Source organism: Pseudomonas sp. HS6 (assembly GCF_023375815.1).
Lineage (GTDB): Bacteria > Pseudomonadota > Gammaproteobacteria > Pseudomonadales > Pseudomonadaceae > Aquipseudomonas.
Genome location: NZ_CP067412.1, coordinates 4,559,088 through 4,584,264, shown reverse-complemented (window position 1 = coordinate 4,584,264; position 25,177 = coordinate 4,559,088). Strand labels below are relative to the sequence as shown.

The 25,177-nt window shown below is 61.3% G+C and carries 23 protein-coding genes; 13 read left to right on the top strand and 10 right to left on the bottom strand.

Translation table 11 applies throughout. The features are described 5' to 3' along the window. Positions 1-50: 50 nt before the first annotated feature. Positions 51-1,091, bottom strand: a complete 1,041-nt coding sequence (locus JJN09_RS20710; protein WP_249483414.1) for a low specificity L-threonine aldolase — start codon at positions 1,089-1,091, stop codon at positions 51-53. Between the two features lie 128 nt (positions 1,092-1,219). Between JJN09_RS20710 and JJN09_RS20705 the strand changes: the two genes are divergently transcribed. The 8 genes from JJN09_RS20705 (at position 1,220) to fdhA (ending at position 11,486) form a co-directional block, all read left to right on the top strand. Beyond that, positions 1,220-1,930, top strand: coding sequence for a TraX family protein (locus tag JJN09_RS20705; protein ID WP_249483412.1), 711 nt, complete (start codon positions 1,220-1,222; stop codon positions 1,928-1,930). Between the two features lie 282 nt (positions 1,931-2,212). Further along, entirely contained in the window at positions 2,213-3,466 is a 1,254-nt protein-coding gene (locus JJN09_RS20700) for a serine hydroxymethyltransferase (RefSeq protein ID WP_249483411.1), read from the top strand. Between the two features lie 20 nt (positions 3,467-3,486). Then, a complete protein-coding gene (locus tag JJN09_RS20695; protein WP_003206307.1) occupies positions 3,487-4,737 on the top strand; it encodes a sarcosine oxidase subunit beta in 1,251 nt (416 codons plus the stop codon). Positions 4,738-4,750: 13 nt separating this feature from the next. Next, positions 4,751-5,080 (top strand): sarcosine oxidase subunit delta, encoded by a 330-nt coding sequence (locus JJN09_RS20690; protein ID WP_249483409.1) that lies wholly within the window; start codon positions 4,751-4,753, stop codon positions 5,078-5,080. Then, positions 5,077-8,094, top strand: coding sequence for a sarcosine oxidase subunit alpha (locus JJN09_RS20685; protein WP_249483408.1), 3,018 nt, complete (start codon positions 5,077-5,079; stop codon positions 8,092-8,094). The genes JJN09_RS20690 and JJN09_RS20685 overlap by 4 nt, the downstream gene beginning before the upstream one ends. 130 nt (positions 8,095-8,224) lie before the next feature. After that, on the top strand, positions 8,225-8,857 hold the full coding sequence (gene soxG, locus JJN09_RS20680) for a sarcosine oxidase subunit gamma (RefSeq protein WP_249483407.1): 633 nt from the start codon (positions 8,225-8,227) through the stop codon (positions 8,855-8,857). 372 nt (positions 8,858-9,229) lie between these two features. Continuing rightward, entirely contained in the window at positions 9,230-10,087 is an 858-nt protein-coding gene (purU, locus tag JJN09_RS20675) for a formyltetrahydrofolate deformylase (RefSeq protein ID WP_249483405.1), read from the top strand. A 199-nt stretch (positions 10,088-10,286) separates the two neighbouring features. Beyond that, complete coding sequence (gene fdhA, locus JJN09_RS20670; protein WP_096817794.1) at positions 10,287-11,486, top strand: formaldehyde dehydrogenase, glutathione-independent; 1,200 nt, start codon at positions 10,287-10,289, stop codon at positions 11,484-11,486. Between the two features lie 79 nt (positions 11,487-11,565). Here fdhA and JJN09_RS20665 read toward each other — a convergent pair whose 3' ends face one another. The 3 genes from JJN09_RS20665 to JJN09_RS20655 all read right to left on the bottom strand — a co-directional run bounded on the left by JJN09_RS20665 (position 11,566) and on the right by JJN09_RS20655 (position 13,409). Beyond that, positions 11,566-11,952, bottom strand: coding sequence for a hypothetical protein (locus tag JJN09_RS20665; protein ID WP_102619754.1), 387 nt, complete (start codon positions 11,950-11,952; stop codon positions 11,566-11,568). A gap of 159 nt (positions 11,953-12,111) precedes the next feature. Further along, the gene (locus JJN09_RS20660) at positions 12,112-12,786 is read right to left on the bottom strand and encodes an anti-sigma factor (protein ID WP_249483404.1); all 675 of its coding nucleotides are present in this window, start codon (positions 12,784-12,786) and stop codon (positions 12,112-12,114) included. Continuing rightward, positions 12,783-13,409 carry a sigma-70 family RNA polymerase sigma factor gene (locus JJN09_RS20655; protein ID WP_249483402.1) on the bottom strand — a complete coding sequence of 209 codons (627 nt, stop codon included), beginning with the start codon at positions 13,407-13,409 and terminating at the stop codon, positions 12,783-12,785. Before JJN09_RS20655 ends, JJN09_RS20660 begins: the two co-directional genes overlap by 4 nt. A gap of 149 nt (positions 13,410-13,558) precedes the next feature. On the opposite strand from JJN09_RS20655, the gene JJN09_RS20650 reads away from it, so the two are divergent. Then, positions 13,559-14,110 (top strand): DUF2780 domain-containing protein, encoded by a 552-nt coding sequence (locus JJN09_RS20650; protein ID WP_249483401.1) that lies wholly within the window; start codon positions 13,559-13,561, stop codon positions 14,108-14,110. Positions 14,111-14,124: 14 nt separating this feature from the next. On the opposite strand, the gene JJN09_RS20645 is transcribed toward JJN09_RS20650, so the two are convergent. Beyond that, the gene (locus tag JJN09_RS20645; protein ID WP_249483399.1) at positions 14,125-15,012 is read right to left on the bottom strand and encodes an acyltransferase; all 888 of its coding nucleotides are present in this window, start codon (positions 15,010-15,012) and stop codon (positions 14,125-14,127) included. A 172-nt stretch (positions 15,013-15,184) separates the two neighbouring features. Here JJN09_RS20645 and JJN09_RS20640 point away from each other — a divergent pair, with 172 nt between their 5' ends. From JJN09_RS20640 to creC, 3 genes are all read left to right on the top strand, one after another. Beyond that, on the top strand, positions 15,185-15,691 hold the full coding sequence (locus JJN09_RS20640) for an ATP-dependent zinc protease (protein WP_085709168.1): 507 nt from the start codon (positions 15,185-15,187) through the stop codon (positions 15,689-15,691). A gap of 68 nt (positions 15,692-15,759) precedes the next feature. Beyond that, positions 15,760-16,440, top strand: a complete 681-nt coding sequence (gene creB / locus JJN09_RS20635) for a two-component system response regulator CreB (RefSeq protein ID WP_249483398.1) — start codon at positions 15,760-15,762, stop codon at positions 16,438-16,440. Next, positions 16,440-17,858: a two-component system sensor histidine kinase CreC gene (creC, locus tag JJN09_RS20630; protein ID WP_249483396.1), complete on the top strand. Its 1,419-nt coding sequence runs from the start codon at positions 16,440-16,442 to the stop codon at positions 17,856-17,858. Before creB ends, creC begins: the two co-directional genes overlap by 1 nt. A 24-nt stretch (positions 17,859-17,882) precedes the next feature. Here creC and JJN09_RS20625 read toward each other — a convergent pair whose 3' ends face one another. Then, entirely contained in the window at positions 17,883-18,893 is a 1,011-nt protein-coding gene (locus JJN09_RS20625) for an acyltransferase family protein (protein ID WP_368388967.1), read from the bottom strand. Between the two features lie 165 nt (positions 18,894-19,058). Between JJN09_RS20625 and creD the strand changes: the two genes are divergently transcribed. Continuing rightward, entirely contained in the window at positions 19,059-20,429 is a 1,371-nt protein-coding gene (gene creD, locus JJN09_RS20620; protein WP_249483393.1) for a cell envelope integrity protein CreD, read from the top strand. An 87-nt stretch (positions 20,430-20,516) separates the two neighbouring features. Here creD and JJN09_RS20615 read toward each other — a convergent pair whose 3' ends face one another. From JJN09_RS20615 to JJN09_RS20600, 4 genes are all read right to left on the bottom strand, one after another. After that, complete coding sequence (locus JJN09_RS20615) at positions 20,517-21,146, bottom strand: glutathione S-transferase (protein WP_249483391.1); 630 nt, start codon at positions 21,144-21,146, stop codon at positions 20,517-20,519. 66 nt (positions 21,147-21,212) lie between these two features. Further along, entirely contained in the window at positions 21,213-21,392 is a 180-nt protein-coding gene (locus JJN09_RS20610) for a hypothetical protein (protein ID WP_085709174.1), read from the bottom strand. Further along, positions 21,389-22,519 carry a PepSY domain-containing protein gene (locus tag JJN09_RS20605; protein WP_249483390.1) on the bottom strand — a complete coding sequence of 377 codons (1,131 nt, stop codon included), beginning with the start codon at positions 22,517-22,519 and terminating at the stop codon, positions 21,389-21,391. Before JJN09_RS20605 ends, JJN09_RS20610 begins: the two co-directional genes overlap by 4 nt. Positions 22,520-22,593: 74 nt before the next feature. Next, positions 22,594-25,020, bottom strand: a complete 2,427-nt coding sequence (locus tag JJN09_RS20600) for a TonB-dependent siderophore receptor (RefSeq protein WP_249483388.1) — start codon at positions 25,018-25,020, stop codon at positions 22,594-22,596. Positions 25,021-25,177: the final 157 nt, after the last annotated feature.

Genomic DNA, 25,177 nt, shown 5'->3' with positions numbered 1-25,177 from the left:
GGAGAGGTGAGCGGTGGCGGGGAGCAGGCTCCCGCGCCACAGGGAGGGGATCAGGCCGACATGACTTCGCGGATGTCGCGCGCCAGTTCACGCACGCGCTCTTCCTCGGTGTCCCACGAGCACATGAAGCGGGCGCCGCCCTTGCCGATGAAGGTGTAGAAGCGCCAGTTTTTGGCTGTCAGCGCGGCAATCGCAGGTTCCGAGAGTTGCAGGAACACGCCGTTGGCCTGGACCGGGAACATCAGTTCCACGCCCGGAATGTCGCTGACCAGTTCGGCCAGCAGTTGCGCGCAATGGTTGGCGTGGCGGGCGTATTTGAGCCAGGCGTCGTTCTCCAGGATGCCGACCCACGGCGCCGACAGGAAGCGCATTTTCGAGGCCAGTTGCCCGGCCTGTTTGCAGCGGTAGTCGAAGTCTTCGGCCAGTTTGTGGTTGAAGAACAGGATCGCTTCACCCACCGCCATGCCGTTTTTCGTGCCGCCGAAGCACAGCACGTCGACGCCGGCCTTCCAGGTCAGGTCCGCCGGCGAGCAGCCGAGGAACGCGCAGGCGTTGGAAAAACGCGCGCCGTCCATGTGCAGGTTCAGGCCCAGTTCCTTGCAGGTGTCGCTGATGGCGCGGACTTCTTCCGGTGTGTAGACGCTGCCGACTTCGGTGGCCTGGGTCAGGGTCACGACGCGTGGTTTCGGGTAGTGAATGTCCTGGCGCTTGAGGGCGACCTCGCGGATCGAGGCCGGGGTGATCTTGCCGTTTTCAGTGCCGGCGATCAGCAGTTTCGAGCCGTTGGAGAAGAACTCCGGGGCGCCGCATTCGTCGGTTTCGACGTGGGCGGTTTCCGAGCAGATCACGCTGTGATAACTCTGGCACAGCGACGACAGGGCCAGCGAGTTGGCGGCGGTGCCGTTGAAGGCGAAGAACACTTCGCAGTCGTTCTCGAACAGCTTGCGGAAATAATCGGAGGCGCGTGCTGTCCACTCATCGTCGCCATAGGCGCGCTGGTGTCCGTGGTTGGCCTGTTCCATGGCAGCCCAGGCTTCAGGGCAGATACCGGAGTAGTTGTCGCTGGCGAATTGTTGGCTCTTGTCGGTCATGGCCGGCTTCCGTGATCGAGGCGCTTGTGGCGCTTCGTGGGGTCAATGATGGTGCGCACTTTACCGAAGATCATCCGGGGAGCACACGGGATGTCGCTGACAGAACATTACAGGGATGCGAGCCGATTATGCACCTGAGCCGGCGCGACGGCGCACTCGATCTGCTCAAGTGGCTGGCGCTGCTGAGCATGCTGCTCGATCACCTGCGATATGTCGGGATCAGCGCCGATTGGCTGTATGTGCCGGGGCGGTTGGCGTTCCCGTGGTTCTGCCTGGCGATGGCGGCGAATCTGGCGCGTGACGGGGCGCGCAAGACCGAATGGCGCTATCTGGGCTGGTTGCTGCTGTTCAGTCTTATCAGCGAGATTCCCTACCGTTTGTACATTCCCGATCCTGACACCTTGAACGTGATGCCCACGCTGGCGCTGGGCTTGTTGGTGGCGCGGGGCTGGCAGGATCGAGCGCTGATTTCGCGACTGCTGGCCGTCGGAGCCCTGCTGATAGCGGCGTTGTTTGCGCAGCGACTGATGTTCGGTCTGTTCGGCGTCCTGCTGCCGCTGGCGATGTTGCTGGTGTTTCGCAAGCCCTGGTATTTCAGCCTGCTGCCGGGGCTGTTGTGTCTGGCGGCGAATCAATGGTCGGTGCTCTACGAATCCGCGCAGTTCGGCAATCGGGTCGCCATCTTCGGCATTGCGACCTGCCTGATTGCGCCACTGCTCGGAATGTTCCTGTTGCGACATGCGCGACATTTTCAGCCACCTCCGATGCAACGCTGGGCCTACGCTCTCTATCCCGCACATTTCCTGCTGTTGCTCGCCGTCCGCCAACTCTTCACATAACCCTGTGGGAGCTGGCTTGCTAGCGATAGCAGTGGGTCAGCCGCTATCAATGCCGGATGTGCCACCGCCATAGCTGGCAAGCCAGCTCCCACAAGGTTCTCCAGTGTTTCCGAGATGGAGTCTGGCAAAGCCATTTACGTCTATGTCGTAAACGCACCTTTGCGTGGCGTCCGTAGGCATTTGACCTCCCTGCGCCGGCCATACCATCGCATCAAAGGGCACTGCCGAAACGCCGTGCCTTACCGAGACGAATGGCGCACAGATGCCGCTGGGAGAGACGCGATGTTCAGCAAGCAAGACCAGATCCAGGGTTACGACGATGCACTGCTGGCGGCGATGAATGCCGAGGAGCAACGTCAGGAAGATCACATCGAGCTGATCGCGTCGGAGAACTACACCAGCAAGCGCGTCATGGAAGCTCAGGGCAGCGGCCTGACCAACAAGTACGCCGAAGGTTATCCGGGCAAGCGCTACTACGGTGGCTGCGAGCACGTCGACAAGGTCGAAGCGCTTGCCATCGAACGCGCCAAGCAACTGTTCGGCGCCGATTACGCCAACGTCCAGCCGCACTCCGGTTCCTCGGCCAACAGCGCCGTGTACCTGGCGCTGATCCTGCCGGGCGACACCATCCTCGGCATGAGCCTGGCGCACGGCGGCCACCTGACCCACGGCGCCAAGGTCTCGTCTTCGGGCAAGCTCTACAACGCCGTGCAGTACGGCATCGACACCAAGACCGGCCTGATCGATTACGACGAAGTCGAGCGTCTGGCCGTCGAGCACAAACCGAAAATGATCGTTGCCGGTTTCTCGGCCTACTCGAAAACCCTCGACTTCCCGCGCTTCCGTCAGATCGCCGACAAGGTCGGTGCGCTGTTGTTCGTCGACATGGCCCACGTCGCCGGTCTGGTGGCTGCCGGTCTGTATCCGAACCCGCTGCCGTACGCCGACGTGGTCACCACCACCACCCACAAGACCCTGCGCGGTCCGCGTGGCGGCCTGATCCTGGCCAAGTCCAACGAAGAGATCGAGAAGAAGCTCAACGCGGCGGTATTCCCCGGCGCCCAGGGCGGCCCGCTGATGCACGTCATCGCCGGTAAAGCCGTGTGCTTCAAGGAAGCGCTGGAGCCTGGCTTCAAGGCCTATCAGCAACAAGTGATCGACAACGCCCAGGCGATGGCGAGCGTATTTATCAAACGTGGCTACGATGTAGTGTCCGGCGGCACCGACAACCACCTGTTCCTGGTCAGCCTGATCCGTCAGGGCCTCACCGGTAAAGACGCGGACGCCGCCCTCGGTCGCGCTCACATCACCGTCAACAAGAACGCCGTACCGAACGACCCGCAGTCGCCGTTCGTCACCTCCGGCCTGCGCATCGGCACCCCGGCGGTGACCACGCGCGGCTTCAAGGTGACCCAGTGCGTGACGCTGGCCGGCTGGATCTGCGACATCCTCGACAACCTCGGCGACGCCGATGTCGAGGCCAATGTCGCCCAGCAGGTTTCGGCCCTGTGCGCTGACTTCCCGGTTTATCGCTGAGCGTTCTGGAGTACATGACTATGCAACGCTATTCGGGCTTCGGCCTCTTCAAACACTCCCTCAGCCACCACGAAAACTGGCAGCGCATGTGGCGCACGCCGACCCCGAAAAAGGTCTACGACGTGGTCATCGTCGGCGGCGGCGGGCACGGTCTGGCGACGGCCTACTATCTGGCGAAAGAGCACGGCATCACCAACGTGGCCGTGGTCGAGAAGGGCTGGCTGGGCGGCGGTAACACCGCGCGCAACACCACCATCGTTCGCTCCAACTACCTGTGGGACGAGTCGGCGCATCTGTACGAACACGCGATGAAACTGTGGGAAGGCCTGTCCCAGGACCTGAACTACAACGTGATGTTCTCCCAGCGCGGCGTCTACAACCTGTGTCACACCCTGCAGGACATCCGTGATTCCGAACGTCGGGTCAGCGCCAACCGCCTCAACGGCGTCGATGGCGAACTGCTCAACGCCAAGCAAGTCGCGGACGAAATTCCGTACCTCGACTGCTCGAAAAACACCCGCTACCCGGTAATGGGCGCAACCGTTCAGCGTCGCGGCGGCGTGGCCCGTCACGATGCCGTGGCCTGGGGCTTTGCCCGTGCCGCCGACGCACTCGGTGTGGACCTGATCCAGCAGACCGAAGTGATCGGTTTCCGCAAGGAAAACGGTGTGTGCATCGGTGTTGAAACCAACAAGGGCTTCATCGGCGCCAAACGCGTCGGCGTGGTGACTGCCGGTAACTCCGGGCACATGGCCAAGCTCGCCGGTTTCCGTCTGCCGATCGAATCCCACCCGTTGCAGGCGCTGGTGTCCGAGCCGATCAAACCGATCATCGACAGCGTGATCATGTCCAACGCCGTGCACGGTTACATCAGCCAGTCCGACAAGGGCGACCTGGTGATCGGCGCCGGTATCGACGGCTACAACGGCTACGGCCAGCGCGGTTCGTACCCGGTGATCGAGCACACCATCCAGGCCATCGTCGAGATGTTCCCGGTGCTGTCGCGGGTGCGCATGAACCGTCAGTGGGGCGGCATCGTCGACACCACGCCGGACGCCTGCCCGATCATTTCGAAAACCCCGGTGCCGAACATGTTCTTCAACTGCGGTTGGGGCACCGGCGGCTTCAAGGCGACACCTGGCTCGGGCAACGTGTTTGCCGCAAGCCTGGCCAAGGGTGAAATGCACCCGTTGGCTGCACCTTTCTCCATCGACCGTTTCCACAACGGTGCGTTGATCGACGAACACGGCGCTGCGGCTGTCGCCCACTAACAGGAGAAATCCCATGTTGCATATCTTCTGTCCTCACTGCGGCGAACTGCGCTCCGAAGAGGAATTCCACGCATCCGGCCAGGCGCACATCCCGCGCCCGCTGGACCCAGGCGCCTGCACTGATGAAGAGTGGGGCGACTACATGTTCTTCCGCGACAACCCGCGCGGTCTGCACCACGAGTTGTGGGATCACGTCGCCGGCTGCCGCCAGTACTTCAACGTCACCCGCGACACCGTGACCTACGAGATTCTCGAAACCTACAAGATCGGCACCAAGCCGCAATTCACCGACAAGGCTGATGTTGCAAAAACAGCCACGACGGCGCTGGGAGAGAAGGTATGAGCCAGACCAATCGCCTGTCCAACGGTGGACGGATCGACCGCAACAAAGTGCTGAGCTTCACCTTCAACGGCCAGGTCTACAAAGGTTTTGAAGGCGATTCGCTGGCCGCTGCACTGCTGGCCAACGGCGTCGACATCATTGGCCGCAGCTTCAAGTATTCGCGTCCACGCGGCATCTTCGCCGCCGGTGCGGAAGAGCCGAATGCGGTGCTGCAGATCGGTGCTACCGAAGCCACCCAGATTCCCAACGTGCGCGCCACGCAACAGGCGTTGTACCAGGGCCTGGTCGCCACCAGCACCAACGGCTGGCCGAGCGTCAACAACGACATGATGGGGATTCTCGGCAAGGTCGGCGGCAAGCTGATGCCGCCGGGTTTCTACTACAAAACCTTCATGTACCCGCAATCGTTCTGGATGACTTACGAGAAGTACATTCGTAAGGCCGCCGGTCTTGGCCGCTCGCCGACCGAGAACGATCCGGACACCTACGACTACATGAACCAGCACTGCGACGTACTGATCGTCGGTGCTGGCCCTGCCGGTCTGGCCGCTGCCCTGGCCGCTGCGCGCAGCGGTGCCCGGGTGATCATCGCCGATGAACAGGAAGAGTTCGGCGGCAGCCTGCTCGATTCCCGCGAAAGCCTCGACGGCAAGCCTGCGGTGGAGTGGGTCGCCAGTGTTGTTGCCGAATTGAAGAACACCCCGGACGTGCTGATATTGCCGCGCGCTACGGTCAACGGTTACCACGACCACAACTTCCTGACCATTCACGAACGCCTCACCGATCACCTCGGCGACCGCGCGCCAATCGGTCAGGTGCGTCAGCGCATCCACCGCGTCCGCGCCAAGCGTGTGGTGCTGGCGACCGGCGCTCATGAGCGTCCGCTGGTCTACGGCAACAACGACGTGCCGGGCAACATGCTCGCCGGCGCTGTGTCGACTTATGTGCGCCGTTATGGCGTGGCACCGGGCAAAAAACTGGTGCTGTCGACCAACAACGATCACGCCTATCGCGTGGCACTGGATTGGCTCGATGCCAGCCTGCAAGTGGTGGCCATTGCCGACGCCCGCAGCAACCCGCGCGGTGCGCTGGTGGAAGAGGCTCGCGCCAAAGGCATTCGCATCCTCACCGGCAGCGCCGTGATCGAGGCCCGTGGCAGCAAGCACGTTACCGCTGCCCGCGTGGCGGCGATCGATGTCAAAGGCCACAAGGTCACCAGCCCGGGCGAATGGCTCGACTGCGACCTGATCGCCAGCTCCGGCGGTTACAGCCCGGTGGTTCACCTGGCGTCGCACCTTGGCGGCAAGCCGATCTGGCGCGAAGACATTCTCGGTTTCGTACCGGGCGAGGCACCGCAGAAACGCGTGTGCGTCGGTGGCATCAACGGCGTCTACGGTCTCGGCGATTCGCTGGCCGACGGTTTTGAGGGCGGCGTGCGCGCTGCGTCCGAAGCCGGGTTCCAGACCGTTGAAGGCGTGTTGCCGAAAGCCTTGAGCCGTCACGAAGAGCCGACCCTGGCGCTGTTCCAGGTGCCTCACGAAAAAGCCACCGCACGGGCGCCGAAGCAATTCGTCGACCTGCAGAACGACGTGACCGCCGCCGCCATCGAACTGGCGACCCGCGAAGGTTTCGAGTCGGTCGAGCACGTCAAACGCTACACTGCGCTGGGCTTCGGCACCGATCAGGGCAAGCTCGGCAACGTCAACGGTCTGGCCATCGCCGCCCGTTCGCTGAACGTGACCATTCCGCAGATGGGCACCACGATGTTCCGTCCGAATTACACGCCGGTAACGTTCGGTGCGGTTGCCGGTCGTCACTGTGGGCACATCTTCGAACCTGTGCGTTACACCGCACTGCATCAATGGCACCTGAAAAACGGCGCCGAGTTCGAAGACGTCGGTCAGTGGAAACGTCCGTGGTATTTCCCGAAAAACGGCGAAGACCTGCATGCCGCCGTCAAACGCGAATGCAAGGCTGTGCGCGACAGCGTCGGTCTGCTGGACGCTTCGACCCTGGGCAAGATCGACATCCAGGGCCCGGACGCCCGTGAGTTCCTCAACCGCGTGTACACCAACGCCTGGACCAAGCTCGACGTGGGCAAGGCTCGTTACGGCCTGATGTGCAAGGAAGACGGCATGGTCTTCGACGACGGTGTGACGGCGTGTCTGGCCGACAACCATTTCGTCATGACCACCACCACCGGCGGTGCGGCTCGTGTACTGCAATGGCTGGAGCTGTACCACCAGACCGAATGGCCAGAGATGAAGGTGTACTTCACCTCCGTCACCGACCACTGGGCGACCATGACCCTGTCCGGCCCGAACAGCCGCAAGCTGCTCAGCGCAGTGACCGACATCGACCTGGCCAACGAAGCGTTCCCGTTCATGACCTGGAAAGAAGGTCTGGTCGGCGGTGTGCCGGCGCGTGTGTTCCGTATCTCGTTCACCGGTGAGCTGTCGTACGAAGTCAACGTCCAGGCCGACTATGCGATGGGCGTGCTGGAGAAAATCGTCGAGGCCGGCAAGCAGTACAACCTGACCCCGTACGGCACAGAAACCATGCACGTTCTGCGGGCGGAGAAGGGCTTCATCATCGTCGGCCAGGACACGGACGGCTCGATGACCCCGGACGACTTGAACATGGGCTGGTGTGTCGGTCGCACCAAACCGTTCTCGTGGATCGGCCAGCGCGGCATGAACCGTGAAGACTGCGTGCGTGACCAGCGCAAGCAACTGGTTGGCCTGAAACCGGTCGATCCGAACGTATGGCTGCCTGAGGGCGCACAGCTGGTGTTCAACACCAAGCAGTCGATCCCGATGACCATGGTCGGCCATGTGACCTCCAGCTACGCGCACAACTCCCTCGGTTATTCGTTTGCCATGGGCGTGGTGAAGGGCGGTCTGAAGCGTCTGGGCGAGCGGGTGTTCGCACCGCTGGCGGACGGCAGCGTGATCGAGGCGGAAATCGTTTCTTCGGTGTTTTTCGATCCGAAAGGCGATCGCCAGAACATCTAACACCTCAATCCCTGTGGGAGCGGGCTTGCCCGCGATGGCGTCAGACCAGGCAACGCAATGGTGACTGATACAACGCTATCGCTGGCAAGCCAGCTCCCACAGAGAACACAGAATTCAGGAAGGGTGCTTTATGACCGCAGCCAACGTTTACCAACAACGCCCGACCACCGGGGCCAAGGCCGAGTCGTCGCTGCATCACGCCGACCTCGCCAGCCTGGTGGGCAAGGGCCGCAAGACCGCCGGTGTGACCGTGCGCGAGAAGAAACTCCTCGGCCACCTGACCATTCGTGGCGACGGCCACGATGCCGCGTTCGCTGCCGGCGTGCACAAGGCTCTGGGCATTGAGTTGCCGGGCGCTCTGAGCGTGATCGTTAAAGGCGAAACCAGCCTGCAATGGATGGGGCCGGACGAGTGGTTGCTGATCGTGCCGAGCGGTGAAGAGCTCGCGGCCGAGCAGAAACTGCGCGAGGCGCTGGGCGATCTGCACATTGCAATCGTCAACGTCAGCGGCGGCCAGCAAGTGCTCGAATTGAGCGGCCCGAACGTGCGTCAGGTGCTGATGAAGTCCACCAGCTATGACGTGCACCCGAACAACTTCCCGGTCGGCAAGGCTGTCGGCACGGTGTTCGCCAAGTCGCAGTTGATGATTCGTCACACCGCCGAAGACACCTGGGAACTGCTGATTCGTCGCAGCTTCTCGGATTACTGGTGGTTGTGGTTGCAGGATGCTTCGGCTGAGTACGGCCTGAGCGTTCAGGCCTAAGTAGATTGAGTTGCAACGGCTAGTGAGTAGGGCTTGAGATCCTACCCCCTCACCCCAGCCCTCCCGAAACGTCGGACCGCCCCCAGGGGGGAGAGGGGGAAAGGGAGCCGATCTCGGTTGTTTTTGCGATCTACATTCACCCGCGAAATTCAGGTCGATGTAGCTCTGCAGACACTTCGGTCAGTCCCCTCTCTTCCCAAGGGGGAAAGGGAGCTGATCTCGGTTGGTTTCAAAGCCTGAGTTCGACTCGGTTTCTCACGTCGGCGTAGCTCGAAAGAACAACCCGGTCAGTCCCCTCTCCCTCCGGGAGAGGGCTAGGGTGAGGGGGAAAGCTCCCTGACACCCCGCACAAAGAACAGGAGTCACCGCACCATGAGCCGCGCCCCAGACACATGGATTCTGACCGCCGACTGCCCCAGCGTTCTCGGCACCGTGGACGCGGTGACGCGTTTTCTGTTCGAGCAGGGCTGCTACGTCACCGAGCACCACTCGTTCGACGACCGGCTCTCGGGCCGGTTCTTCATACGCGTGGAATTCCGCCAGCCCGACGGTTTTGACGAGCAATCCTTCCGCGCCAGCCTCGCCGAACGCGGTCAGGCGTTCGGCATGATCTTCGAGCTGACCGCGCCGAACTACCGGCCAAAAGTGGTGATCATGGTCTCCAAGGCCGATCACTGCCTCAACGACTTGCTCTACCGCCAGCGCATCGGCCAGTTGTCGATGGACGTAGCGGCGGTGGTGTCGAACCATCCGGACCTCAAGCCGCTGGCCGACTGGCACCAGATTCCCTACTACCACTTCCCCCTCGACCCCAACGACAAGCCGTCGCAGGAGCGTCAGGTGTGGCAGGTGATCGAAGAGTCCGGCGCCGAACTGGTGATCCTCGCCCGCTACATGCAGGTGCTGTCGCCAGAGCTGTGCCGCAAGCTCGATGGCAAGGCGATCAACATTCATCACTCGCTGCTGCCGGGCTTCAAGGGCGCCAAGCCGTATCACCAGGCCTACAACAAGGGCGTGAAACTGGTGGGCGCCACCGCGCACTACATCAACAACGACCTCGACGAGGGGCCGATCATTGCCCAGGGCGTCGAGGCGGTGGATCACAGTCATTACCCCGAAGACCTGATCGCCAAGGGCCGCGACATAGAAGGCCTGACGCTGGCACGGGCCGTCGGGTATCACATTGAGCGGAGGGTGTTTTTGAACGCCAATCGCACCGTCGTTCTTTAGATTGCTATCGCGAGCAAGCTCGCTCCCACAGGGTTTTGTGTCGTTCACAAAATTTGAATCCAACAGGACCGTGTGGGAGCTGGCTTGCCAGCGATGAGGCCATAACAGGCAACACAAGAATCAGCATCTGTACCCGAGCACTTAACGCGCTGCCTGCCTGGGCGGCGCGGTTCCATAAAAACAACAGCGAGGTGAAAGCATGTCTGGCAATCGTGGTGTGGTGTATCTCGGCGCTGGCAAGGTCGAAGTACAGAAAATCGACTATCCGAAAATGCAGGATCCGCGCGGCAGGAAGATCGAGCACGGTGTCATCCTGCGTGTGGTTTCAACCAACATTTGCGGCTCCGACCAGCACATGGTGCGCGGCCGCACCACGGCGCAGACCGGTCTGGTACTGGGTCATGAAATCACCGGTGAAGTGATCGAGAAGGGTTCCGATGTCGAGAACCTGAAAATCGGCGATCTGGTGTCCGTTCCGTTCAACGTGGCTTGCGGGCGCTGCCGTTCCTGCAAGGAGCAACACACCGGCGTCTGCCTGACCGTCAACCCGGCCCGCGCCGGCGGTGCCTACGGTTACGTCGACATGGGCGACTGGACCGGCGGCCAGGCCGAGTACGTGCTGGTGCCGTACGCCGACTTCAACCTGCTGAAACTGCCGGACCGCGACAAGGCCATGGAGAAAATCCGTGACCTGACCTGCCTCTCCGACATCCTGCCGACCGGTTACCACGGCGCCGTCACTGCCGGCGTTGGCCCGGGCAGCACCGTGTACATTGCCGGCGCGGGGCCGGTCGGTCTGGCGGCTGCTGCTTCTGCACGCTTGCTCGGTGCGGCGGTGGTGATCATCGGCGACGTCAACACCATCCGCCTGGCCCACGCCAAGGCTCAGGGGTTTGAAATCGTCGACCTGTCCAAAGACACTCCGCTGCACGAACAGATCGCCGCATTGCTGGGCGAGCCTGAAGTGGATTGCGCGGTGGACTGCGTCGGTTTCGAAGCCCGTGGCCATGGCCACGACGGCGTCAAATCCGAAGCCCCGGCCACCGTACTCAACTCGCTGATGGGCGTGGTGCGCGTAGCCGGCAAGATCGGTATCCCGGGCCTGTACGTGACTGAAGATCCGGGCGCTGTGGATGCCGCCGCAAAAATGGGCAGCCTGAGTATCCGTTTCGGCCTCGGCTGGGCCAAATCCCACAGCTTCCATACCGGCCAGACCCCGGTAATGAAGTACAACCGCCAGCTGATGCAGGCGATCATGTGGGACCGCATCAACATCGCCGAAGTGGTAGGCGTGCAGGTCATCAGCCTCGACCAGGCGCCGGAAGGCTACGGCGAGTTCGATGCGGGCGTGCCGAAGAAGTTTGTGATTGATCCGCATAAGTTGTTTAGTGCGGCGTAAGTTGTAGCCACGAAAAAGGGCGACCGGTCAGGTCGCCCTTTTTCGTGAAATTGTATTGTGCTGTCATCGAAACGTTCGACTAGTTGAAAGCGCACTTTTGAACGTCACCGTCCTTCGTTGCGCAATCATCGTTTTTCCAGTCTGGTCCGGTCAGATTGATCGGCGATCCTTTTTTCAAGACCAGTGAGGCGCCAATTTCCGATCCTTTGCTTTCGTATTGGCAAATGACTCGGGCCGCATTGGTAGTCGTTTCTTTTGCTCGTGCGGCAGTGAAGGGAAGTGCCTGGACATCGCTTTCACTGGCGCTGCCGGGATCAACATCAACTTCAACCTTGCCATAGGGACTCGTTGCTTCGAATTTACCGTCACTCAGCTTTTTGAATGACGTGGCCTCCAGGCAATTTGCATAGACAGTGCTGCTGAGTGTCAGGGCGATGACTGAACCGGCAATCAGATATTTGAGCATGGGACGTACTCCGTTACAGGGTTGGAGGACACATGTTCAGATACTGTCGTTTTTTAAGGTACTGTCAGATCTGACAGTCAATAAGCCTGTTTTGGAATAAAGGATGCGTTGGCAATTACTTTTGGGCAGAGAGCATGCCTTTTCCGTTCCTGATCTCATTCACAGCGCTGCCAACGCCCCTTGATAAAGAACCGGCCCCGTCGGCTGCCCGGTCGGCGACCCACCCTTCGGCTCAAGACTCACCGCCAGCGCAATCGGCTTGCCGATCAACACCTTCTGCGCGTCGCTCAATTCAACCTTGCCTTTGCCCCCCACCGGAATCACGCCCAGTGAAATCGGCTTGCCATCGGCGGGAATCGCCCACAGTTCCAGGCTGCGCTGCGGATCGACAGCCGCCAGTGTCAGCGGCTCGACTTGCAGGTAATCGTCATGCGCCTCGACCTTCAGCGCTGGTTGCGCGTCGGCGCTGAGCAGGGTGGCGCGGTAGCGGGCGTCGTCGTGGGTGTACAGCGAGCCGAGGAAGACCAGCACCACGATGGAGGCCAGTGCCGCCGTCACCCGCAGCCAGTTCCAGAACGGACGCTTCTCGGGGACGTGCAGCACTTGCGGTTCGATCCGCGCGGTTACGCCGTGCCATACGTGCTCGGGCACCGGAACCTCCGGCAATGTTTCGGTGAGGCTGGCGAGGCTTTCCTGCCAATGCGCCAGTTCGGCGCGCAGTGCGGCGTCCTCCAGCAGCAGTTGCTCGAAACGCCGACGGGCCGGCGCAGCCATCAAGCCGATGGCGTAATCGGCGGCGAGGGCGCGGCGCAGGGCAGGGGTCTGGTAGTTCATGATTCAAGGCACCGGCGCAGGCGTTCCATGCCACGGCGAATCCATGATTTGACCGAGCCCAGCGGTGCGGCCAGATGCTCGGCCAGTTCCGAGCAGGACAAACCCTGAAAATACGCCACGGTAATCGATTGGCGCTGCATGCCTTCAAGGGTTTCCAGGCAGCGGTTCAGGGCCGTGGCTTCACGGGCGCTGTTCAACTGTTCGTGGGCCGATGGGCCTTCGTCCGCCAGAGCATCCTGTTCAAAATCGGTCAGGGGCCGGTCGCGGTGCTTGCGCAGTTGATCGATGGCCTGATTGCGGGTGATGTTGATCATCCAGGTCATCGGCGCCGACAGGTGCGATTCGTAGCGCGAGGCGTTGTTCCAGATCCGCACGAAGCTTTCCTGCAACACTTCCTCGGCAAGATCCGGGCGTCCCATGAACCGCAAGGCCACACCGTGCAGGCGCGGGCCCACGCTGCGGTACAGCGTTTCGAAGGCACGGCGGTCGCCCAGTGAGCACTGGGCCAGCAATTGCCGCAGCTGATCGGTGTCGGCGAGGGTAATGACAAGTCTCCAGACAGGGCGGGCGCTGGTTTCGGGTAGTTCACAGGCTAGTTCAGCTACAGCGCTCGTGCCATTCATGGTTCGATTTCCGGGGTTTCACATTTCCTATACGCGGGCCGGCTCAAAATGGATGCGCTACGCTCGGAACAGGCTGGCGAATCGCCGGTCAAACCGACAGTTTTGCCACCCGTGACGGGCGGTTTTTCATGACGAAAGAGGGTGTCTGGATGAAGATTTCACGCGGTATCGCACTGGCTTCGCTGATGACGGTTGTGGCGAGCCCGGTTTTCGCAGGCTTCAGCCTGGATGACGTGACCAAGGCAGCCTCGAGCATGCAGGGCGGCAACGCGGCCACCGCCGCAGCACCGACGTCGGAAACGGCCGGTCTGCTGCAAGCGGTCACCGGTCTGGGTGTTACGCCGCAACAAGCCGTCGGTGGCACCAGTGCCATGTTTGGCCTGGCGAAGAACAAGCTCAGCGGCAGTGATTATTCGGAACTGGCCAAAAGCGTTCCGGGGCTCGACAAACTGTCGGGCGGTGCCGGCCAGCTGGGAGCGTTGAGCAGTGTGCTCGGTTCTTCCGGCAAGTCGGCAGGGCTGGAAAATGCACTGGGCAACGTGAAGAGCACCAATGATCTGAACAGTGCATTCGGCGCACTGGGCATGAACGACAGCATGGTCGGCCAGTTTGCTCCGGTGATCCTCAAGTACCTGGGTGACCAGGGCGTTGGCGGTTCGCTGCTGAAAACCCTCGGCGGTGTCTGGGGTGTCGGCGGTTGACCGACCCCCGCTGATCAGCCGCGCTCGCCGCGCAGTTCGGCGATGCGCTGGTCTTTCTCGGTCCAGAGCTGGTTGACCCAGTTCTGGACCTTCTCGCGAAACACCGGATCGTTTTCGTAATCGCCCTGCCACAGCGCCGGGTCCAGCTCACGGGTGCGGATGTCGATGATCACGCGCGGCACGTTGCCGCTGATCAGGTCCCAGAACCCCGGAATTTTCGGCTGTGGATAGACCACGGTCACATCGAGAATCGCGTCCAGTTGTTCACCCATCGCCGCCAGCACAAACGCCACGCCGCCCGCCTTGGGCTTGAGCAAGTGGTTGAACGGTGACTGTTGCTGCGTGCTTTTGGCCGCGGTATAGCGAGTGCCTTCCAGATAGTTGACCACCGTCACCGGCTGACGCTTGAACAGCTCGCACGCCGCTTTGGTGATTTCCAGATCCTTGCCCGCCAGTTCCGGGTGCTTTGCCAGAAATGCCTTGGTGTAGCGCTTCATGAACGGGTAATCCAGCGCCCACCAGGCCAGGCCCAGGAACGGTACCCAGATCAATTCTTTCTTGAGGAAGAACTTGAAGAACGGCGTGCGCCGGTTGAGGGTCTGGATCAGCGCCGGGATATCGACCCACGACTGATGGTTGCTGATCACCAGATACGACGTGTCGCCACGCAGATCATCGCCGCCACGAATGTCCCATTGCGTCGGGATGCACAGGCGGAAGATCAGTTTGTCGATTTCCGCCCAGGTTTCGGCGATCCACATCACCGCCCATGAAGCGTAATCGCGCAAGCGTCCCGGCAGGATCAGCTTGAGCAGGGCGAACACCATCAGCGGGCCGAACAGCACCAGGGTGTTGAGTAATAACAGCAGGGTGACGAAACAGCCGGTGAGCAGGCGGCGCATAAGCAACTCTTGAAAGCGGATGGGCGCGCCATGATAAGTGGCTTCGGGCGACAGGCCAAATCGCGGGTTACGAATGTTTCACCTTTGGCGCGTTAGCCTTGCGGGAACGATCAAGTGAACAGCGGTCTAAAATCTCGCGTCTGACGCCCCATTTCTCAAGGAAGCCCTTTACGTGAAATCCCTCCTTGCATTGCTTTCCCTTGTTGCCCTGCCGGTGCTGGCCGCTGAGCCAACCCTGTACGGGCGTTACGAATACATCGCGCTGCCGGAAATCGGCGGGCAAGTGCTCAAGGCGAAAATGGACACCGGTGCGCTGACCGCTTCGCTGTCGGCCAAGGACATCGAGACCTTCACCCGCGACGGCGAAGACTGGGTGCGTTTCCGTCTCGCTACCAAGGACGCCAGCAACAAGGTGTTCGAACACAAAATCGCACGGATCAGCAAGATCAAGAGCCGTTCCGACGAGGACGACGAGGATCGCGACACCACGGAAGTCGCCAAGCGCCCGGTAGTCGATCTGGAGCTGTGCCTGGGCAACGTCAAGCGCACCGTGGAGGTCAACCTGACCGACCGCAGCCATTTCAACTATCCACTGCTGATCGGTGCCAAGGCCTTGCGTGAGTTTGGCGCAGCGGTAAATCCGGCGCGTCGTTTCACCGCCGACAAGCCGGACTGCTAAGTGGTCTCATTGACGTAACGTCAGGCTTGGGGCACCGTTCGCGCACTTAATTCACAGGCTCGGACGCCATGCCTCATATCCTGATTGTCGAAGACGAAGCGGCGATTGCCGACACGCTGATTTTTGCCTTGCAGGGCGAGGGTTTCACCACGACCTGGCTGAGCCTCGGCGCGGCGGCACTTGAACATCAGCGTCAGACGCCGGCCGACCTGATCATCCTCGACATCGGCCTGCCGGACATCAGCGGTTTCGAAACCTGCAAGCAACTGCGCCGGTTCAGCGAAGTGCCGGTACTGTTTCTCAGCGCCCGGGATGCCGAGATCGATCGCGTAGTGGGCCTGGAGATCGGTGCCGACGACTACGTGGTCAAGCCGTTCAGCCCACGGGAAGTGGCGGCGCGGGTCCGGGCGATTCTCAAACGCATGGCACCGCGTCCGCCGACCGAAGCGTGGTCGGGGGTGTTTCGCATCGATCCCGAACGCGTGCAGATCAGCTATCGCGGCCAGGCATTGAGCCTGACCCGTCATGAATTCCGCCTGCTGCAATGCCTGCTCGAACAACCCGAGCGGGTGTTCAGCCGCGAGCAACTGCTCGATGCGTTGGGCGTGGCAGCCGATGCCGGCTACGAACGCAGCATCGACAGCCACATCAAGAGCGTGCGCGCCAAGTTGCGCCTGATACGCGCTGAAGCCGAACCGATCCAGACCCATCGCGGCCTCGGCTACAGCTACAGCCCGGGGCACAGCTGATGTCACTGGGGCTGCGGATTTTCCTGGTGTACGTGCTGTTTATCGGCCTCACCGGTTATTTCGTGCTCAACACCGTGATGGAGGAAATCCGCCCCGGCGTGCGGCAGTCCACCGAGGAGACCCTGGTCGACACCGCCAACCTGATGGCGGAAATCCTCAAGGATGATTTCAAGGCCGGCACCCTCAGCCAGAATCGCTGGCCGGAACTGCTCCGCGCCTATGGTGAGCGCCAGCCGAAAGCGACGATCTGGGGCCTGCCGAAAAACCAGGTCAACCACCGCATCTACGTCACCGACGCCAAGGGCATCGTAGTGCTGGATTCCAGTGGACTTGCGGTCGGTCAGGATTACTCGCGCTGGAACGACGTCTACCTGACCCTGCGCGGCGAATACGGCGCGCGCTCCAGCCGCAGCGACCCCAATGATCCGAACTCTTCGGTCATGCACGTCGGTGCGCCGATCCGCGACGCTGGCCAGATCATTGGCGTGGTCACCGTGGCCAAGCCCAACAGCTCATTGCAACCCTATGTCGACCGGACCGAGCGCCGCTTGCTGGGTTATGGCGCCGGGCTGATTATCCTGGGTCTGTTGCTGGGTGCGTTGTTGTCGTGGTGGCTGAGCCGGGCACTGCACCGTTTGACCCGTTATGCCGAGGCCGTGAGCGAAGGGCGCCGGGTGGAAGTGCCGCATTACCGTGGCGGTGAGCTGGAACAACTGGCGAGCGCCGTGGAGCAGATGCGTACCCAGCTCGAAGGCAAAGCCTATGTCGAGCGCTACGTCCACACCTTGACCCATGAATTGAAGAGTCCGCTGGCGGCGATTCGCGGTGCTGCGGAGTTGTTGCAAGGCGAAATGCCGCTGGCGCAACGGCAGCGCTTCGTCGGCAATATCGACAGCGAAAGTGCGCGCATGCAGCAACTGATCGAGCGGTTGCTCGATTTGGCCCAGGTGGAGCAGCGTCAGGCACTGGAAGAGCGCGTCGCTGTACCGCTTGCGGCGCTGGTCGATGAAGTGTTGCAGGCTCAGGCGGCGAGAATCGAGGGCAAGCAGTTGCGAATCGAGCGCACCCTTGCGGCCGACCTGTCACTGATCGGCGAGCCGTTCCTGCTGCGTCAGGCTTTGGGCAATCTGCTGGAGAACGCGCTGGATTTCACGCCGCCCCGAGGTTTGCTGCGGTTCGAGGCCGAGCGGATTGGCGAGCAGATCGAGTTTCGGTTGTTCAACGAAGCCGCGCCGATTCCCGATTACGCGCTGGCGCGTCTGACCGAGCGATTCTATTCATTGCCGCGTCCGGACAGTGGGCGCAAAAGCACGGGGCTTGGGCTGAACTTCGTCGAAGAAGTGGTCAAGTTGCACGGTGGTTCTCTGCGCATCGACAACCTTCACGGTGGCGTGCAGGTGCAATTGCACCTGCCGTGAACACTAGAGCGCCCCGTCTCCTGCTCAGGACGGTGTCATTACCTCATTGATTCGGGCCTTGCTTCGGCGATGCACCCACTGCAGTGCCGGTCGTTCGATCCACAGCCAGGACGCGATGGCCAACACGATCACGATCAGCGCCGACACGAGCATGGAAGGCACGAACGTCAGCGACGTCTTGTTGATCACCAACTGTTGTACGGGAAACGCATACAGGTAGATGCCGTAAGACAGATCGAACCGTCCCCGGATGGTGCTATCGACATACAGCAGGCCCAGGCTCAACGTCGCCAGACAAATGCACAGCGTAACGACGACTGCGGCCAATGGCGTTCCCGTTGCAAATGGGATCAGGCCGAGACAGGCCACCAGCGTCATTGCCAATCGGAGCCTGGCGCTCAGGTATTGCTTGTAGAAAGCCAGCAGCGATCCGGCAAAAAAGGCGATGCCGACACTGCCATACACCGCCAGTTTCTGCGTCAGCGCTGTGGTGGGGCCATTGCCCAGCACGTAGGTCGCAATACAGAACGCCACAAGCATTGCACCGACCGCCGCAGCCCGGCGGCACAGCCCCAGCGCGACCGCCACCAACAGATAAAAGGTGAATTCGATCTTCAGCGTCCACAGGCTGCCGTTGAACGACTCGCCGAAGATAAATCCGTTGGTGATTGGATCGATCGTCGCGCGGCCGAACAGCGAGATGCGCAGGAAGTCGATCAGCGCCGCAGGCCCGGTGATATAGCCGTCGGCAAATATCCCGCCCGCCACAAACGTCATGATGAAAGCGCAGGCGATCAGTGCCGGAAAAATCCGCGCGACACGTTTGGCCAGGTAGTCGGTGACGCTTCTGGCATTGAGGAAGCTGTGGGTGATCAGCAGGCCGGAAATCGAGAAGAAGGCGATGACGGCAATGCCCCCCAATGAGTTGTAACCGGCGATGCCTGGTTCTTCCTGGCCCGAAAGTACGAAGTGGTGACTGACCAGCACCATCAGTGCCGCAAAATGCCTGATCAAGTCGAATGAGTTGTTTCTCAACTGAATATTCCTTGTTCGAATCCGGCCCGTACGGGTCGCAATGGTCCTGCACTCGATGACGGGAAAAGCGTTTTACAGGTATTTCCACACAAAGCCCACAAAACCTCCATCACAAACCCACACAGCGTTTGCAGACTCGCTCCATTCCAACAAGGGAGCGTTCTGATGAACCGAAATCTGACATTCAAGCTCGGGGCCATTGCCCTGTTGATCCTGTTACTGCTGGTGCCGCTGCTGATGATCGACGGCGTCATCGATGATCGCCAGCAACTGCGCGACGGGGTGCTTGAAGACATTGCCCGCAGTTCCAGCTACAGCCAGCAGATCAGCGGCCCGGTGATGGTCGTGCCGTACCGTAAAGTGGTGCGCACCTGGAAAACCAGGGAGAAGAGCGACGAGCGTTATCAGGAAATCGGCGAGGAGCGCGGGCGTTTGTACTTCCTGCCGGAGGGTTTCGAACTCGACGGCCAGGTGCAGACCGAACTGCGTGCCCGGGGGATCTACGAGGCGCGGCTGTTCCACGCCGACAACCGCATCAGCGGGCATTTTTCGCTGCCGGCGCAGTTGGGGATCAAGGAAGACTTCGCCGATTACACGTTCGACGCGCCGTTTCTGGCAATCGGCATCAGCGATATTCGCGGGATCGAAAATGCCCTGAAACTGGAACTCGGTTCGCAACGCCTGGACTTCGTGCCCGGCACGCAAGTGGGCTGGCTCGGCGAAGGTGTTCGGGCGACGCTGCCGGCACTGGATACGAATCAGGCCGCGGAACTGGCCTTCGGCTTCGACTTGCGTTTGCAAGGCACCGGCTCGTTGCAGGTGCTGCCGGTGGGCAAGACCAGCCGCGTGAATCTTTCCGCCAACTGGCCACATCCGAGCTTCATCGGCAACTTCCTGCCGGCCAAGCGTGAAATCACCGATCAGGGCTTCACCGCCGATTGGCAGACCACGTTTTTCTCCACCAACCTGCAAGAGGCCATGAATCGCTGTGTCTCGGGTAACGATTGCGAGGCGTTCAACGGGCGCAGTTTTGGGGTGAGCTTCATCGATCCGGTGGATCAATACCTGAAGAGCGATCGGGCGATCAAATATGCGCTGTTGTTCATTGTCCTGACGTTCGCCGGTTTCTTCCTGTTCGAGATTTTGAAAAGCCTGGCGGTGCACCCGGTGCAATACGCGCTGGTGGGTGTGGCACTGGCGTTCTTCTATTTGCTGTTGTTGTCGTTGTCGGAGCACATCGGGTTTGCCCTGGCGTATTTGCTGTCGGCCAGTGGTTGTGTGTTGCTGATCGGTTTTTATGTTTGCCACGTGCTGCGCAGCGTGCGTCACGGCTTGAGTTTTTCGGCGGGGCTGGCGGCGTTGTATGGGCTGCTCTACGGCTTGCTGAGCGCTGAGGATTACGCGCTGCTGATGGGCTCGTTGCTGTTGTTCGGCTTGCTGGGTGTGTTCATGGTGCTGACCCGCAACCTGGACTGGTATCGCGTCGGGCAGAAACCGGCCAAGCCCTTGGAGTTTGATCTCGGAGCGGTGCAATGAGCCGGTTTGTGGGGTTGCGTGAGGAGCAGCGGGAGGCGGAGGTGTTAGTGACGCTGATCTTTGCGTCGTTGCCTCCCGCCCCGCGCATCAAACCTTCGGCATTGTCGCAATCATCGATGGCCGCTGGCTCACTTCAAAGTACCAGTTGGCCAGTTGCGGGTTGGCTGCACGCCAGCCCAGATCCGGGAAGCGCAGATCCAGATAACCCAGCGCACAGGCCACGCTGATCGAAGCGACGTCGAAATGGCAGGTCAGTTCGGCAATCGCATCGCGCTCCAGCAGCGCCAGGGTCCGGCGGATCTTGTCGCGCTGGGCCTCGAGCCACTCGTCCCAGTGTTTTTCAGGGGCGCGCAGTACTTGCTCGTAACGCACCATCACCGAGGCGTCCATGATCCCGTCGGCCATCGAGGCCAGGGTCAGACGACGCCAGCGAGCCGAGCCGTCGCGAGGGATCAGCGGGTTGCCGACGTGCTGGTGGTCGAGGTAATCGAGGATCACCCGGCTGTCATGGATGACATTGCCGTCGGCCAGGCGCAGGGCTGGGATCTTGCCCAGCGGGTTGTCTTCGTTCAGCGCAGTGCAGGGACTGACCGGTGTCAGGACGCAGTCCTGCAAGGCGACGCGATCCTGCTGGCCGGTCTCGTGCAGCAGCACCATGACTTTGCGCACGAACGGGGACAGGGTGTTGTGGAACAGGGTCATGCTGGGAGCGGACATCGGCAGGGTCTCGGTCAAGGGCAATGAACGGGCAGCATCGCGCGTTGCCCGTCAGGCTCAAGCCATTCAGCGCCGTTGCAGCAGACCGCGCAGGGCGAGTGCGGCCGGCACACCCAGACCGATCCAGCTCAAACCATCCCAGATCCCGTCGCCGAGCAACGCTGCGAACAACCCCGCCGCACTGAGCAACGCGATCACCAACGGCGTGCTGAAGACTTTCCAGAAATTCGACTGACGCGGTTTCATGCCGAAGCCTCCGCCGTTTCCAACACCGGTTTCGCTGCCTTGCGCCGCACTACCCACAAGTACACACCGCTGCCGAGGACGATGATGGTCAGCACGTCGAGGGTGGCCCAGAGAATTTTCATCGGCATGCCGCCATAGTCGCCAAAGTGCAGCGGCTGCGACATGCCCATGGCGTCCATGTACCACGGCCGTTCGGCGACTGCCGTGACCTGCAAGTTGCTGGCGTCGATCAGCACCGGCGTCAGCAAGTGCGAAGTCAGGTGTGTACCGCCCTTCATGAACACCGAGTAATGATGCTCGCTGGAAAACCGAGTGCCGGGGAACGCGATGAAGTCCGGTTTCATCCCCGGTGCGACTTCGCCGGCGATATCCAGCAGGCGGGTGGCCGGTGCGAGGTGAGTCAGCGGCGGCGCATCGCGGTAGGGCGCAATCATGGCGTTGAGCGAATCGTTGCGCCATGCCGCGATGATCAGATCGGCACAGGCGCTGATCACTCCCGTAACACCGACCACCAGCGCCCAGGTCAGGGTCACCACGCCGATCAGGTTGTGCAGATCGAGCCAACGCAGACGGGTGGATTTGTCCCGTCGCACGGTGCCGAAATCCAGACGGCGCATGAACGGCAGGTACAACACCGTCCCGGACACGATGGCGACCACGAACAACACGCCCATGAACGCCAGCAGCAACTTGCCCGGCAGACCGGCAAACATGTCGACGTGCAGGCGCAAGATGAACAGCATCAGTCCGCCGTTGGCCGAAGGTGTTTCCAGTGCTTCGCCGGTGCGGGCGTCGAGCATGAAAGTGTGCGAGGAATTCGGCTCGGTGCCTGCCGTCTTCGCCATGATCGTCAGCACGGTGTTCGGCTCGTCGTCTTCGAAACCGAAGTACTGCACGACTTCGCCGGGGCGATGAGCCTCGGCGGCTTGCACCAGTTGCGCCAGATTCAGGTGCGGCGTATCGGCCGGCATCTCGCGCACTTGGGGTGCGTCACCGAGCAGATGCTCGATCTCGTGATGAAAGATCAGCGGCAAGCCGGTCAGGGCCAGCAACAGCAAAAACACAGTACAGATCAGGCTGGTCCAGGTATGGATAAACGACCAGCGACGGATTGTTTTACTTTTCATTTCATGACCTTCAAAAACACCAAAGCCGTCCACGAGGGACGGCCTGGTTGCAGGGCCTGTTTCAGCTCAAGCGTTTACCACTTGTAAGTGGCACTGGCGACGACGCTGCGCTGGTCGCCGTAGTAGCAATAGAAGCTGTCGCAGGTGGAAATGTAGTCTTTGTCGAACAGGTTGGTGGCGTTGATCGCGACCGATGCGCCTTTCATGCTGTTGTCGAGGCGACCGAGGTCGTAGTGCACGCTGGCATCGAACACGGTGTAGGCGTCAGCCTTGCCCAGCCAAGTGTTGGCCTTGTCGCCGTAGGTGTTACCGGTGTAGCGCACGCCACCGCCGATACCGAAGCCGTCGAGCACGCCGCTGTGCCAGGTGTAATCGGTCCACAGCGAGGCTTGCTGGTTCGGCATCAGTTGCAGGCGGTTGCCCTTGTCGACGCCGTTCTGCACTTCGGACTTGGCCAGAGTGTAGGCAGCGATGACTTTCAGGTTGTCGGTGACATCGGAGGTGGCTTCCAGCTCCAGGCCTTTGACTTTCACTTCGCCGGTCTGGCTGGTGATCGATACGCCGTTGACGAAGGAGCTGACCGAGACGTTTTTCTGGGTCAGGTCATACACTGCGGCAGACAGCAGGGTCTTGCTACCGGGTGGCTGGTACTTGATGCCCAGTTCCCACTGCTTGCCTTCGGTCGGCTTGAGCGATTCAGTGGAGGAGGCGTCGGCGCCACTGGTGGGCTGGAAGGATTCGGCGTAGGAAATGTACGGCACGAAACCGGAGTCGAACACGTAGCTCAGTGCCGCGTTGCCGCTGAAGGCCTTGTCGCGGTCGGTGTTGGTCGCGTCGGCCTTGTTGATGAATTTCGTACCGGTGTGCACCCAGTCTTCACGACCACCGAGGGTCAGGCGCCATTGGTCGAGGGCCATCTGATCCTGCACGTACAGACCGGTCTGGTAGGTCTTCTGGTCGTAATCGTAGAACGCGGTGGAGCGCGCCGGACGCACGATCGGCTGACCGTAGATCGGGTTGAGCACGTTGGTGGTCAGACCGTCACCGAAGATCGAGGTGTAATTGGTGTTGCTGCGCTGGTGATCCAGACCCAGCAGCAGCGTGTGGCGGATGTCTCCGGTGGCAAAGTCAGCCTGGAAGTTGTTGTCCACGGCGAACTGGCTGATGTCCTCTTCGACACTGGTGCTGGTGCGACCGACGTTGCCAGCGTTGTCCACCTGGGTGAACGGATACGAGCCCGGGGTCAAACTCTGGAACGACAGATCCGATTTGGTGTAACGCAGGTTCTGCTTGAACTGCCACACATCGTTCAGGCGATGTTCGAAGGCATAACCGAGCGCGTAGTAGGTGCGGTCGTAGTATTCCCAGTCTGGATCGCCGAGGTTCTTGTGGTGGGAAACCTTGCCGAACGGCATGTCGATCTTGGTGCCCTGTACCGGCAGGAACTGGCTGGTGATGCCGGTATCGTCGCGGGTGAACTGGGTCAGCAGGGTGAATTTGGTGTCGTCGTCGATGTTCCAGGTCAGACTCGGCGCGATGTTGTAGCGCTTGTTGTCGACGTGATCGACCTGCGTGCCGCTGTCACGGACCACGCCGCTGAGGCCGTAGAGAAACTGCCCGGCGTCGTCGATCTTGCCGGTGCTGGCGAAGTTGATCTGACGGTGGTTGTCGCTGCCGTACTGCAACTGGATTTCGCTGCTCTGCACATCGCTTGGGCGACGGCTGACCATATCCAGCAGGCCGCCCGGCGGGGTCTGGCCGTAAACCGACGAGGCCGGACCGCGCAGCAGGGCGAGGCGGTCGAGGTTCCAGGTTTCCTGTTTCGGGTTGGCGTACACGCCTTTTGGCAGTGGCAGGCCATCGAGGAATTGAGTCGGTTCGAAGCCACGCACGCGCAGCCAGTCGGCGCGGGTGTCGCTGCCGTAGCTGCTGGCGGTGATGCCCGGCATGTAGCGCACGGCGTCATCGAGGCTGTGCACGCTGCGGTCGTCCATCTGCTGGCGGGTGGCGACGGAGATCGAACGCGGCGCTTCGACCAGCGCGGTGTCGGTCTTGGTGCCGGCGGCGGTGCGAGTGGCCGTGTAGCCTTCGACCGGGCCCCAGGCGCTTTCAGTGTTTTCCACACCAATCACCGACGTTTCCGGCAGCGCCATAACACCTTCCGGTACGGCGACCAGGGTGTAAGTACCGGTGCTGCTCTGTTCCAGTTGCAGGCCCGTGCCACGCAGGGCAGCGCTCAGTGCGCCTGCCGCGTCATATTGGCCGTTGACCGGCGCCGAGGTCTTGCCGGCTGCCAGCGACGGATTCAGTGACAGCGTGAGGCCGCCCTGGCTGGCGATCTGGTTCAGGGTGGTGGACAGCGGCGCGGCCGGCAGGTTGTAGGCGCGTACGCTCGACGCCTGTTCAGCGGCGATCAGTTGGCTGCTGGCCAGCGGGGTGCAGAGGGCGATGGCGACCGCCAGCAAACTGGGGCGCAACAAGGTGTCTAGCGAACGGGACATACGGCGGCTCCTGAATGGAAATATTTCTCAATTGCTTGGGTGCCGGACGAGATTCGAAAAGTGATAGGGCTGGATGAAAATAATTTCGATTAACGAACGACATCGCTGCACGAGTCAGCAGAAAGTCCGTTTTCATGGGGGGGCGAGCAGGCAACGC